General features: G+C 68.8%; 11 protein-coding genes. 7 read left to right on the top strand and 4 right to left on the bottom strand.

Translation table 11 applies throughout. The annotated features are described in order from the left end of the window. Positions 1-5: 5 nt before the first annotated feature. Entirely contained in the window at positions 6-1,268 is a 1,263-nt protein-coding gene (locus QHF89_RS32400) for a cyclic nucleotide-binding domain-containing protein (protein WP_284721196.1), read from the top strand. A gap of 119 nt (positions 1,269-1,387) precedes the next feature. On the opposite strand, the gene QHF89_RS32395 is transcribed toward QHF89_RS32400, so the two are convergent. From QHF89_RS32395 to boxC, 3 genes are all read right to left on the bottom strand, one after another. Continuing rightward, the gene (locus QHF89_RS32395; protein ID WP_170229096.1) at positions 1,388-1,546 is read right to left on the bottom strand and encodes a hypothetical protein; all 159 of its coding nucleotides are present in this window, start codon (positions 1,544-1,546) and stop codon (positions 1,388-1,390) included. Positions 1,547-1,639: 93 nt separating this feature from the next. Further along, entirely contained in the window at positions 1,640-3,079 is a 1,440-nt protein-coding gene (boxB, locus tag QHF89_RS32390; protein ID WP_136971366.1) for a benzoyl-CoA 2,3-epoxidase subunit BoxB, read from the bottom strand. Next, complete coding sequence (boxC, locus tag QHF89_RS32385; RefSeq protein WP_136971393.1) at positions 3,076-4,755, bottom strand: 2,3-epoxybenzoyl-CoA dihydrolase; 1,680 nt, start codon at positions 4,753-4,755, stop codon at positions 3,076-3,078. Before boxC ends, boxB begins: the two co-directional genes overlap by 4 nt. A gap of 85 nt (positions 4,756-4,840) precedes the next feature. On the opposite strand from boxC, the gene QHF89_RS32380 reads away from it, so the two are divergent. Together QHF89_RS32380 and glgA are read left to right on the top strand one after the other, a co-directional pair. Then, positions 4,841-5,677: a shikimate kinase gene (locus QHF89_RS32380; protein ID WP_232379532.1), complete on the top strand. Its 837-nt coding sequence runs from the start codon at positions 4,841-4,843 to the stop codon at positions 5,675-5,677. A 4-nt stretch (positions 5,678-5,681) separates the two neighbouring features. Further along, positions 5,682-7,130 (top strand): glycogen synthase GlgA, encoded by a 1,449-nt coding sequence (gene glgA / locus QHF89_RS32375; RefSeq protein ID WP_136929312.1) that lies wholly within the window; start codon positions 5,682-5,684, stop codon positions 7,128-7,130. A gap of 35 nt (positions 7,131-7,165) precedes the next feature. Here glgA and QHF89_RS32370 read toward each other — a convergent pair whose 3' ends face one another. After that, the gene (locus tag QHF89_RS32370) at positions 7,166-8,410 is read right to left on the bottom strand and encodes a DUF3829 domain-containing protein (RefSeq protein ID WP_136971365.1); all 1,245 of its coding nucleotides are present in this window, start codon (positions 8,408-8,410) and stop codon (positions 7,166-7,168) included. Between the two features lie 158 nt (positions 8,411-8,568). Here QHF89_RS32370 and QHF89_RS32365 point away from each other — a divergent pair, with 158 nt between their 5' ends. The 4 genes from QHF89_RS32365 to recN are packed head-to-tail and all read left to right on the top strand — an operon-like array spanning position 8,569 to position 13,032. After that, positions 8,569-8,931: a YkvA family protein gene (locus tag QHF89_RS32365; RefSeq protein ID WP_284721195.1), complete on the top strand. Its 363-nt coding sequence runs from the start codon at positions 8,569-8,571 to the stop codon at positions 8,929-8,931. A gap of 12 nt (positions 8,932-8,943) precedes the next feature. Further along, positions 8,944-9,777: a hypothetical protein gene (locus QHF89_RS32360; protein WP_136971363.1), complete on the top strand. Its 834-nt coding sequence runs from the start codon at positions 8,944-8,946 to the stop codon at positions 9,775-9,777. After that, on the top strand, positions 9,774-11,225 hold the full coding sequence (locus QHF89_RS32355) for a hypothetical protein (protein ID WP_136971362.1): 1,452 nt from the start codon (positions 9,774-9,776) through the stop codon (positions 11,223-11,225). The genes QHF89_RS32360 and QHF89_RS32355 overlap by 4 nt, the downstream gene beginning before the upstream one ends. Before the next feature lie 55 nt (positions 11,226-11,280). Beyond that, a complete protein-coding gene (gene recN / locus QHF89_RS32350) occupies positions 11,281-13,032 on the top strand; it encodes a DNA repair protein RecN (RefSeq protein ID WP_136971361.1) in 1,752 nt (583 codons plus the stop codon). The last annotated feature ends 20 nt before the right edge of the window (positions 13,033-13,052 follow it).

Raw genomic sequence — 13,052 nt, 5'->3', positions numbered from 1 at the left:
GGGGCATGCCCCTCTCGGTTTCGCCGCAGGCCGCGACGCACGTGGGCCGGAAGCGCAAGCGCAACGAGGACAGCCACCTCGCAGACCCGGACCTCGGCCTGTACATCGTCGCCGACGGCATGGGCGGCCAGGCAGCCGGCGACGTCGCGTCGCGCCGCGCCGTCGACGTCGCGCGGGCCTACGTGGCCGATCGGGTCGACGTGCTGACGCGCTTCGCGGAACACCCCTCCCAGGAGAACCGCGTCGCCGCGCAGGAGCTCGTCGCCGCGGCGATCCAGGCCGCATGCGCGGATCTCTGGGCCATGGCCGAGAACGACCCCAAGCTCCGCGGCATGGGCACGACGATGGTGCTCTTCGCGGTCGCGGGGGATCGCGGCGTCGTCGGGCACGTGGGCGACAGCCGCGCCTACCTCCTGCGGCAAGGCGTGGCCAACCGGCTGACCGAGGACCACACGATCGTCGCAGCCTCGATCAAAAACGGCACGATGACGAAGGAGCAGGCGAAAGTGAGCGCCCTTCGCAGCGTGCTCACGCGGGCCGTGGGGACCCAGGAGTCGGTGCAGGTTGACACGCTGCTCGTGGAGATCATGCCGGGCGACCTGTTCCTGATCTGCAGCGACGGTCTCTACGGGTACATCGAGGACGAGGAGGTGCCCGCGCTCTGCGCCGGCGTCCCGGAGAACCTCGCGGAAGCGCTCGTCGACGTCGCAAACGAGCGAGGCGGCCGCGACAACATCACAGCACTCGTGCTCTCGTTCCACGGCGCGACGGCCGAGGAGCCGGAGCCGGAAGCGCTCACGAAGCACGAGGCGCTACGCGGCATCCCGCTCTTCATGCACCTGACCTACCGCGAACAAGCCGAAATCCTGGCCATCTCGGACGTGCGCAGCCACCCGATCGGCGCAGCGATCGTGACCGAAGGCGAGCCGGGCGAGGATCTCTACGTGATCCTGCGAGGGCGCGTGGCGGTCGAGAAGGACAACGTCGCGATCACATCCATCATGACGGGCGGATATTTCGGCGAAATGGGTCTCGTCGACGACTCGCGGCGCTCGGCCACGGTGCGGGCCCTCGAGCCAGTACGCACGATGGTCATCACACGAACGGACATGATGAACGTCATGCGACGCGAGCCCGTGCTCGCCGTGAAGCTGCTCTGGAGCTTCGTGCAGGGCCTCTCGCAGCGTCTGCGCACGGTGAACACCGAGCTCTCCGAAGCACGCGCCGAGCTTTTCGAAGCCCAAGGCGTCACGCCCTATACGTCGTAGGTCTCGCCTGGAGGGCGTTGCGCTGGGGCTTTGCCCCAGGCCCCACCGGGGCTGTCCGCCCCTGGACCCGGACCAGCGAGGCGCTGGACCCGGGGTCGATGAACTGCGCGATGCGCAGTTCATCGAACAGGCCAAGGCAAGACTGGCGACGAGCCTGCCAACCAGCGCGGCAGCGCCGCAGGTTCAACCGGCAGCGTGCGCGTCGCCGGCTTGAAACCCACCTCGATGGTCTTGCCACCGGCCCGTTGGAAGAACTGCGCATCGCGCAGTTCTTCCACCCCCGGTCCAGGCCGTGCCTGGTCCGGGGTCGAGGGGGCGGACAGCCCCCCGCGGGGTCCGGGGCAGCGCCCCGGCGCGGCGCCCCCCACCCATCAAGCCGTGCGCTTCACGTACTCGAAATCGACGGGACGCCCTTTGATGCCGTGCTTTGGCGGCGCGATCCAGTTTGCCATCAGCTTTGCGTCGTAGATCGGCGCTGTCATGAGGCTCTTTACGTAGGCCTCGTCTGCTTCGCTCGGCATCCACTCGTCGCGACGGCGCTCCCACTCTTCCTTCGTGATGGCGTTGCCCTCCACGTCGAAACAGAGCCCGCCGTAGATCCCTGTGCGGCGATGGAACCTTCGGCTCGGCAGCTTGAGCTTGTACGCGATCCCTGCTTCGGCGAGGGCGCGGTTCCACTTGTCGACTCCGCGCTGCGCGTCCTCGATGTACTCGTCGCGCAGCACCTCGTTCATTGCGTTGCGCAGCGGCACCTCCTCGCGACGGAAGCCCGACACCACGCCGGGACCTGCCGAGACCGGCACGTCCATCGCGTAGATGCTGTCGACGGCGCGATGATCCTCGTAGCTCTCCTCCTTCGCGCGCCCCTTCAGGCTCGACGCGAAGAAGTTCGCTGCGTTCGACGAGATCTCGCCGCCGAACAGGTCGAGTGACACCGAGTACCAGAAGTTCAGGTACTTCTGCATCGTTGGTAGATCGATGCCGCCTTCGGCGCGCGCGTCCTCGTTCTTGTTCTTCTTCATCAGCTCTGCGGTGCGCTGCACGATGCGCAGGATGCCCGTCTCGCCGACGAACATGTGATGCGCTTCCTCGGTCAGCATGAACCGCGTCGTGCGCGCGAGCGGGTCGAAGCCGCTCTCGGCGAGCGCGAGGAGCTGGTACTTCCCGTCGCGATCCGTGAAGTACGTGAACATGAAGAACGAGAGCCAGTTCTGACACGGCTCGTTGAATGCCCCGAGGATCCGCGGTTTGTCGGGGTTGCCGCTGCGGCGCTCGAGAAGCGCTTCGGCCTCCTCGCGACCGTCGCGACCGAAGTAGCTGTGGAGCAGGTACACCATCGCCCAGAGGTGCCGGCCTTCCTCCACGTTCACCTGGAACAGGTTGCGGAGATCGTAGAGGCTCGGACACGACAGACCGAGGAGCCGCTGCTGCTCGACGCTCGCGGGCTCGGTGTCTCCTTGCGTTACGACGAGCCGGCGCAGCACGTTGCGGAACTCGCCGGGCACGCTTTGCCAGACGGGCTCGCCCATGTGGTCGCCGAACCCGATCTTCCGATCGGCGACGGGGTCCGTGAGGAAGATGCCCCAGCGGTAGTCGGGCATCTTTACGTAGTCGAAGTTGGCCCAGCCCTCGTGATCGACGCTCACGGCGGTGCGGAGATAGATCTGGTCCTCCTGGAAGCCTTCGGGACCCATCTCCTTCCACCAGTCGATGAACCTGGGCTGCCAGGCTTCGAGCGCCCGTTGAAGCTTCTTGTCGGACGCGAGATCGACGTTGTTCGGGATACGCTCGGAATTGACGACAGAGCTCACGTTCGCCTCCAGTCGAATTCGGGTCGCTCGGGCCGGCCGTACATCGTGAGCGCGCCCCGCTCGCCGACCGCATTCGGGCGCTGGAAGATCCAGTTTTGCCAGGCCGAGAGGCGCCCGAAGATCTTTGTCTCCAGCGTCTCGGGCCCCGCGAACCGCAGCGAGGCCTCCATCCCGGTCAGCGCGTCGGGCGACAGGCTCGCGCGCTCCTCGACCGCGATGCGCACCTCGTCGTCCCAGTCCATCTCGTCGGGCGTGAACGTCACGAGCCCGAGCTTCTTCGCGGCGTCCGCGTCGAGCAGGTCCGTTTGTCCTTCCAGACGCTTCACGGCCGAAGGCTCGTGCAGGAACCGCGTCTCCAGACGCGTGAGGCCGTTCGGCATGGGGAACGGGCCGAAGTTCAGCGGCGAGAGGCCGATCACGGGCGGCTCGTCGCCGCCGTCGAGCATGTAGGTCCGGTCGCCGGCGAGGGCCAGCTCGAAGAGGCTGCCCGCGAAACACGAGCCGGGCTCGACCAGCGAGAACACGCTGCGCGCCGTGAGATCCAGGCGCTTCAGGGTGCGGCGCATCTTGAGCAGGATCTCGCGGGCGAACCAGTCGTCTTGCAGCGCGTGGAGCGCGCGATCCGCGGCGCGCACGGCTTCGGGATCGCCCTTCGTCCGGAGCAGCACGAGGCCTGCCTCCGGGTGGTTGAAGCGCAGATCGAGCAGCGCGTCGTCGAGCTCGCGGAACACGCGGAGCGACCACACGTCGGAGCCGCTCTTGTGCAGCGCCTCCACCGTCGTCTCCGGCGCGCCCTCGGGCGCGCGCACCTCGATCTCGGCGACGCGCGTCGCGCTGTCGAGGACGAGCGTGACGTACTTGTACTCGGCCTTGTACTTGCTGCCGTCCTCGGAGCGCTTCACGTCGAGCGGGGCGAGCGTCACGCCCGCGCCCGGCTTGTCCTTCGTGCGCGACGCGATCGCGTTCGCCTCCTCGATCACCACCTGATCGAAGCGGCTCTTCGGGATCGAACGATCGACGAGGCGCCACTCCTCGGCGCGCTTGCCGCGCACGCCCTCGGCGAGCGTGCTGAACACGTCGGCGAGATCGCGGCGGACCTTGCGCTTGTCCACGAGGCGCGTGAGCCCGCCCGTGCCCGGGAGCACGGCGAGCAGCGGCGTCTCCGGGAACGAGACCGCGCTCGAACCATCGTCGCAGAGAAGGATCTTCTCGCACGCGAGCGCGAGCTCGTAGCCGCCGCCCGAGGCCACGCCGTTCAGCGCGGCCACGTAGTGCTGGTCGCTCTCGGTGCAGGCGGCTTCGAGCGCGAGGCGCGTCTCGTTCGTGAACTTGCAGAAGTTGACCTTGAAGGCGTGCGTCGACGAGCCGAGCATGTAGATGTTCGCGCCGGCGCAGAAGATGCGCGGCTGCCCGCTCGTGACGATCACGACCTTCACCTCGGGGTGCTCGAAGCGCAGCCGCTCCACCGCGTCCGCGAGCTCGATGTCCACGCCGAGGTCGTAGCTGTTCAGCTTGAGCGTGTAGCCGGGGCGCATCGGCGCCTCCTCGACCACATCCATCACGAGCCGCGCGATCGCGCCGTCGAACGACAGCTTCCAGTGCTTGTAGCGGCTCGGATGTGTCTCGAAACGGATGGCGGGCGCCTTGGCCCCGCTGCTTTCACTCTCGATGCCCATCGACGAAAACTCCATCACCGCGGCGGGAAGGTGTCAAGCAATATACTGCTTGTTGGATTCGGGTTCATGAAATATAGTGCATGAGGTGGCGGCCCGAAAGAAGCCCGACGCGGGCGCAGACGAACCGGAAGGCGCGGGCTCGCCGCTCCTGCGGGCGCTCGGCGAGCGGGTGCGCGAGCGGCGGCGCGCGGCCGGTTTGACGCTCCGGGATCTCGGGGTCGCGTCGGGCGTGAGCGAGCGGTTTCTGGTGCTCGTCGAGGGCGGCAAGGCGAACGTGTCCGTGGTTCGTCTCGACGCGATCGCGCGCGCGCTCGACACGTCGGCGTCGGCGCTCCTCGCAGACGCCCCCACAGAGGCGCCGCGCGCGGCCGCGAAGGGCCCGCTCGTGGCGCTGCTCGGCCTGCGCGGGGCGGGAAAAACCACGCTGGGAAGTCGCGCGGCGGCCCGGCTCGGGTTGCCCTTCGTGGAGCTCGACAGCCTCGTCGCGACGCGGGCCGGGATGAGCCTCACTGAAATCTTCGAGATGCACGGCACGGCGTACTTCCGCAGGCTCGAACGCGAGGAGCTCGCGCGGCTCGTCGCGCGCGGCGATCGCGGGATCGTCGCGACGAGCGGCAGCCTCGTGACCGATCACGAGACGTTCGAGCTCCTCCGCCGCGAGGCCGTGACCGTGTGGCTGCGCGCGCGGCCCGAGGATCACTTCCAGCGCGTGATCGACCAAGGCGACGCGCGGCCGATGGCGAGCCGACCGGCGGCGATGGAGGAGCTCCGCGCGATCCTGCGCGCGCGCCGCGCCCTCTACGAGCGCGCGGCCCACATCCTCGACACCTCGGCCCTCGGCCTCGAACGTTCGATCGACCGGCTCGTGAAGATCATCCACGCGGCGAGCCGTGGTAGGCTGCCGCCACCGCCGGTCGGTTGAACGCATGCCCCGCCTCCGCATCCTCAACGTCGTCTCCGAGTGCGTCCCTTTCGCCAAGACGGGAGGCCTGGCGGACGTGGCCGGCGCGCTCCCCATCGCGCTCGCGGCGCGAGGCCACGACGTACGCACCGTCATGCCGCGCTACCGCATCGCGAAGAAACACCCGGCCAAACGGCTGCCGATCTCGCTCGGCGTGCCCGTCGGCGGCGGGGAGGTGTGGGGCGGCGTGTGGGAGGCGCGGCTCGGCGAGAGCACGTCGCGCGTCTACCTGCTCGAGCACGACGAGCTCTACGATCGCAGCGGCATCTACAACGATTCGAACGGGGATTACCGCGACAACCTCGCGCGCTTCACGTTCCTCTCGCGCGGCGCGCTCCGGCTCGCGAGCGTGCTCGGGTTCATCCCCGACGTCGTGCACGTGCACGACTGGCCGACGTGCCTCGTGCCCGTCTACATGAAGACGCTCGACGCCCGTTCGCCGATCGGCGGTGCCGCATCGATCCTGACGATCCACAACATGGGTTATCAGGGCTGGTTCGACAAAAACGAGCTCTCCCAGACCGGCCTCGGCTGGGACGTCTTCCACCACCGCGCGCTCGAGTCCTACGATCGGCTGAACCTGCTGAAAGGCGGCATCAACTTCTCGACGCTGCTCTCGACGGTGTCGCCGCGGTACGCGCAGGAGATCCAGACGAGCGAAGGAGGGCACGGGCTCGAAGGCTCCTTGCGCGAGCGCGGCGACGACGTGATCGGCATCCTGAACGGGATCGACGACGAGATCTGGAACCCCGCGACGGACCGGCACCTCCCCGCGCATTTCGACGCCGACGATCTGCAAGGCAAGGCCTTCTGCAAGGCCGAGCTGCAGCGCGAGATGGGGCTCCCGGTTCGCCCCGACGTACCGATCATCGGCCTCATCAGCCGGCTCGTGCACCAGAAGGGCATCGACATCTTCGCGGGCGCGCTCGGGACGCTGCTCCAGCGAGACGTGCAGGTCGTGGTGCTCGGATCGGGCGAGGGTTGGGCGGAGGATCTCTTCACGCGGCTCGGCCACTCGACGGATCGGTTCCGCGCGTACATCGGCATGAACGACGCGCTCGCGCATCGCATCGAGGCGGGCTCGGATCTCTTCGTGATGCCCTCGCGCTATGAGCCTTGCGGGCTGAACCAGCTCTACAGCCAGCGGTACGGCACGCTGCCCATCGTGCGCGCGGTAGGCGGCCTCGACGATACGGTCGAGCACATGGCGACGGGCTTCAAGTTCCTCGATCTCTCGGCCGACGTGCTCGCCGACACGGTGCTCGAGGCAGCGTGGATCTACCGCGAGCACCCCGAGCACTTCCGCTCGATGCAAAGACGGGCGATGAAAAAGCCGTTTGGTTGGGATTACGCGAGCCGCCAGTACGAGGCGATGTACCGGCTCGCCATCTCACGGCATCGCGGCGAGCGCTGAGGCGGGCCCGAGAGCCCGCCTCGGCGGCGATGCTCTCAATGCGCGTGGCCGGCGTGATCGTCGGGGTGCTCGACCTGCTGCCCCGGCTGCCCCGGCTGCCCCGGCTGCCCCGGCTGCCCCGGCGTCGGGATCTGCCGCATGGGCGGCCCCTTCGGCTCGACGACCTGGCCCTTCGCGGTGAGCGCGCGCGAGAGGGCGCGGTGCTTCGCCTCGATGACCGAGGTGAACCCGTTGACCAGCGGGAGGAAGCCGTCGGGCTCGATCCCCTTGTCGCTGATCTTCGCCTGGGCCTCCTCCGCAGCCTTCTGGAACGCGCTCAAGGGCGGGACGGTGATCCTCGCCCAGGGATCGCTCGTGTTGTTCGTACCGAAGGTCTTGATGGCCTCGATGTCCTTCGCGAGCGCCGCGACGCCCTCCTTGTAGGCGGCCGTGTCGATCTTCTTCGCGAGCACCGAAAGGACGAGCCCGCGCGCCCTGTCGTAGGCCGTGAGCACGAGCCGCTCGCCCTCGTCGAGCTTCGCCATGTCGACCGGGTGCTCCTTGTGCCACGCGGCGATCGCGCTCCCGAGTTTGTCGGCGTTCTCGTCGAGCTTGGCGAAGTCGGCGACGAGCTTCTTGTGCAGCTCCTTGCCGCGCTCGAACTTGTCCTTCGAGTACTCCTCCCGCTGGTAGTACACGCTGGCCGCGGCGATGTTGCGGCTGAGCTCCAGCGAGAACGGGGCGAACGTCGTGAGCGCCGCGTCGATGTCGGGCATCGCCGGCTCCTTGAGATCGGCGGCGACGGTGCACGCCCGCGCGTTGCGCTCGTGCGGAGCGCGCATGCCCATGTCGGCCATCTTGCGGCCTACGAACGCGCTGTTGGCGGGCGCGGCGGAGGCGACGGGGCCCGCGGACGACGCAGCCGAGGTGCCGGGCTTCGGCGGCGGCGCGAGCGTGGGCGGAGCCGGCGGCAGGGACGCGCCGGGGATGCCGAAGCTCGGGATCTTCTTCTCGCTCGGTTCGTCCTTGCCGAGGCTCCCGAGGTACGCGTCACGCGCTTGACGCAGGGTGAGCGTACCGAAGTAACAAACCTCGAGGCGGTAGTTCTTCATCGCCTGCGGGTCGAACTTCGGGATGGGGGCGATCGGCGTGCGCAGCGGCAGCTTGCCCTTCCCGCTCGGCAGCATCGCCGCAGAGGGCTTCGCCTCCGGCGCGGGCGCGGGCGGCTCCTCTTTTTTGCAACCTACGGTCAGGGGAGCGAGCGCGAGCACGAACGGAAGGAAAGACCGCAGCCGGATCATGAAGACATGCCTCCTCGAAGATGCCCCGCGCCTCGGCAAAGTCCGGGCGAAGGCCGGACCGGCATCATGCCCGACCACCGCGGACTTTCAAGCGTCGCACCGCGGCGATCCTGCCCCTGCCCCTTGCGGCCGCGCGCAGCGGAATCATGTTGGCCGTCGTGAAAAAAACCACCGACGTGCGTCCGCAGAAGCTCGAAGGCAAGAAGGTCTCCGGAAAGGCTCGCGGGCTCGCGCTCGTGCCGCTCCTCCGGGATGCGCCAGCGGCTTGGCGGCTGCTCCGAGACCGGGAATCCGCGCTCTGGGCCAAGGTGCTCGTCGTTCTGTCGGTGGTTTACTGCGTCTGGCCGCTGGATCTCGTGCCCGACGCCGTACCTTTCATCACCTGGATCGACGACGTGGGCGTGGTGCTCCTCTTCCGGGCGATCCTCCACCGTCAACTCGGCCGCTACCACGAGCCCCGATCGGAAATCGTGGAGGACGTGCGTGGCACTCGATCCGGAGCCGATGTCCGCGTAGCCTGAACGCGGGTTCCCGTGCGATTCCAACGTTTGACGCTCGACAATGTCCGCATCGAGGACGAGCGCTCGTATCGACACATCGGTCTCTACGCCGAGCTCAAGCGTGCGCTCGTGCGTGACCACGTCACCTTCCTCGTGCCGAAACCCGGGACACCGGAGGCACGCTGGGATCGAGCGCTCTTCTTGAACCTCACGTTCTGGTCGCCTGACCAGCCAGGCGACGTCCTCGACGGCGACGCCATCCCCGCCGACGTGGTGATGCACGCAGGCTGGCACCACGTCACGCGACGCGCGCTCGACGCGCTCGGACCGACGGCGAGCCAGAGCCCCGACGCGCTCCTGCTCGGCGAATCGATCGCGAGCGCGTTTGATCTCTACCTCGTCGGTCGCTTGCTCGGCCACGCGCCGGACGCAGCCTTCCTCGAAACACAAGTGCCCGCGATGGCGGAGGCCACGCAGCAAGCTGGCATGCCGGAAGACGCGTTCGAAGCGATGCTCGACGAGGTGTCGCGAGATCCGGACAAGGCGTTCGAGGATCTGCGCGAGCTGCTCTTCGACGCGAGCATCGCGCTCGTGCGTGCGCCCTCCGTCGAGGAAGCAGCCGAGAGGATCGCGCGTTTCGACACGCATCGTTTCGGACCGCTCCTGCACCACTACGAACTCTCGACGTGGATCCTGTACGCGCGCGCCTACGCGAAGGACGCCGGCGCGCCGGATCCACAGGTGATGGCCGTCGACGCGATGATCCGCCGCGCGGACGTCGCGCTCGATTGGCTCGAAAAGAACTGGATCTACGGGCTCTCGGGGGATCCGGGCGAACCCGACGACCGCGAGGTTCTGCCACGATGAGCGAGAAACAAGACAACACGAAGGCGGTAGCGGGCAACGTGGAGCCGCCGCCAGAGACGATGAAATCGATCCCCGAGCGGACGAGCGTCTTCGACCTCGACGTGTCGGCCGAAGTGGTGACGGTGCCGCCGCCCGCGCTCGCAGGCGCGGCCGACAGCTTGAAGATCCCGCCGCCGCCGCCGGCGCCGCGCGCGAAGGCATCCTCGCAGCCCACGTTGGCGAAACAGGCGACGCCGATGCCGGCCGCGACGAAGCGCACGCCGACGTTGAAGGACGACGACGACAGGCCCTCGTTCTTCGACGTCTTCGACGTCGAGCGGCACGAGGCCAAGCACATGCAGCCCGAAGCCGCCCCGGAAAAACCCGCGGACAAAGCGGCCCAGCGCGGCTCGCGGCCCGATCCACGCGAGATCAGCCGCAGCCGGAAGATCGTCGACGAGGACCTGTTCAACCTGAGCAGCAGCCTCTTCAACAACCAAGGGCTCACGCCGCTCGTGGCGCCCGACGTCTCGGCGCTCGGGGTCTCGGCGCTCGGCAAGGATCTCACGAGCGCGCCGAAGCCGGCCGATGCGGCCGCAGGAAAAGCCGACGCGGCGAACAGCGGAGGCTCGCTCTTCCTGGCCGCGCCGCCCATCACCGCGCCGCCGGCGCCCGTGACGAAGTCGTCGATGGACGCGATCGATCTCGACGTCGACGTCGCGGCCGCGACCGGGAAGCTCGATCGCAAGCGCCTCGGGATCGGGGTCGTGCTCGTCGCGGCCCTCGCGGGGCTCGTGTTCTTCCTGGTGCAACGCGCATCGACGACGACCGAGGAGCCAACGGCCGCAGTCGCCACCGAGTCGACGACGACGCCCGGTACGGGCAACGACGCGCCGCTCGCCCTGCAACCGGGGAGCACGAACCAGGCGCCCACGCCGAACACGAACACCCCGGCGCCGAGTGATCCGGGCGCGGCGGCGAAGGCAGGCACGGAGGCCCCCGCGGACAAACGCGCCGGCTCGGCCGACGCCGCGCCGAAGGGCGAAGGCCGGGACAAACCAGCGGCGGGCGGAGACAAACCGCCGGAGAACGCCAAACCCGTCGAGACGGCGTCGGCGAACAAGACGCAGGATCTCGCAGCCGCGATGGCCGCGGCGAACAACAAGCCCGCCACGCCCGAGCCGCCCTCGGGCGGCGGCAACGAGTTCAGCAGGAGCGCCGCGGCCTCCGCGCTCGGCGCCGCCGCCGGCAGGGCCTCAGGCTGCAAGGCGCCCGGCGATCCGAGCGGCACAGCGCGCGTGAGCGTCACGTTCGCCCCGTCCGGCCGCGCCACGAAGGCGCAGGTGAACGGCCCGCCGTTCGCCGGCACGCCGACCGGAGGCTGCATCGCCGCGGCGTTCCGAAGCGCCTCGGTCCCGCCCTTCTCCGGTGACTCCGTGACGGTGAGCAAGTCCGTCACGATCCGCTGATCTCCGCGCAGAACGCGTCGACGTTTCTCGTTCCGTTCTTTATCCTCCCGGCCCCGTGCTGGTCGCCCTCCGCGTCAAGAACTTCGTCCTCATGGATTCGCTCGAGCTGCGCCTCGAGCCCGGCTTCAACGTGCTCACCGGCGAGACCGGCGCAGGCAAGTCGATCGTCGTCGGCGCGCTCTCGCTCGTGCTCGGCGGCCGCGGCAACGCCGAACAGGTGCGGCCCGGCGCCGACGAGGCCGAGGTCGAGGCGCTCTTCGACGTGACGGGCAGCGAGCAGCTCGCGACGGCCCTCGACGCCGCCGGCGTGTCCTCCGGCGGCGAGCTCGTCATCCGCCGCGTGGTGCAGCAAAACGGCCGCTCGCGCGCGTACCTGAACGGGCGTCTCTGCACCGCGGGCGAGCTGCAAGCGCTCGCGTCGGAGCTCTGCGACGTCGCCTCGCAACACGAGAGCGTCGCGCTGACCGATCCCTCGACGCACCTCGGGTACCTCGATCGTTTCGGCCGTCTCTCGACCACACGCGAAGCGCTCGCCGCAGAGGTCGAGAAGCTCGAGAAGGTCGTGGCCGAGATCCGCGAGGTGCGCGAGGCCGAGCGCGGCCGCGTCGAGCGCGAAGCGTTCCTCGGCTTCCAGCTCCAGGGCATCGACACCGTGTCCCCGCAGCCCGGCGAACTTGAAGAGCTCGCAGCCGAGCGCCAGAGGCTCCGCCACGCCGGCCGGCTCCGCGAGCTGACCGAGCACGCGGCCGCGCGGCTCGATCAAGGCGAGCACGCAATCTGCGACGAGCTCGCGAAGCTCTCGAAGGATCTACGCGCCGCCGCAGATCTCGATCCCTCCCTCGAAGCCACGGCGAACACGCTCGATGGTTTGTTCTCCGAGCTGCGAGAGATCGCCCGCGAGGTCGATCGATACGCCGAGCGCGCCGAGGCAAACCCGTCGCGGCTCTCGGAGATCGAGGACCGCATGTACCGGCTCGAAGGTCTCCTGCGGCAACACGGTCCCACGATCGACGACGTGATCGCGGCGCGATCGCGCATCGCGACGGAGCTCGAAGGGCTCGGCAACGTGGAGACGAAGCTCGAAGCGCTGGAGCACGAACGCGATCGGCTGCTGCGCGTGGCAGGAGAGCGCGCGCGGCAGCTCTCACAAAAACGCCGCGAAGCCGGCGAGAAGCTCGGCGCGTCGATCGGCGGAGAGCTCGCCGATCTCGGCATGGGCGGCGCGCGCGTGATCGTAGACGTCGCACCGCTCTCGGGCGAGAGGTCCGAGCTCGTCGTCGACGGCGCACGGCTCGGCCGCGACGGTATCGACCGCGTCGAGTTCCTCATCGCGCCCAACAAAGGCATCGAGCCGCGTCCGCTGCGCAAGATCGCCTCGGGCGGCGAGCTCTCCCGCGCGCTGCTCGCGCTCAAGCGTACGCTCGCAGAGTCAGGGCCGGCAGGGCTCTACGTGTTCGACGAGGTCGACGCCGGCGTCGGTGGCGTGGTCGCGGACAAGATCGGCCGCGCAATCGCAGACGTAGCGCGCCACCACCAGGTCCTCTGCATCACGCACCTCGCCACGATCGCAGCCTTCGCAGACGCACATTTCGTGGTGTCGAAGCAGGTCGACGGGCCGATCACGAAGAGCACGGTCAAGCGCGTCGAGGGCAAGGATCGAGTCGCCGAAGTCGCGCGCATGCTGGCAGGCGCGAAGGTCGGCCCGAGCGCGCTGAAGGCAGCCTCCGAGATGCTGGACGAGGCGAAGGCACGCTCAGCGGCCGTCGCCGCGAGCCCAAAGCGCGGCGCGAAGGGGCGCGCTTCCTGAGCGTTGTGCCGGGGTTTCAC

The organism is Polyangium sorediatum (genome assembly GCF_029946465.1).
GTDB classification, from domain to species: domain Bacteria; phylum Myxococcota_A; class Polyangia; order Polyangiales; family Polyangiaceae; genus Polyangium; species Polyangium fumosum.
The sequence above is the reverse complement of the archived record's forward strand: the minus strand, read 5'-3'. Positions and strand labels throughout refer to the sequence as shown.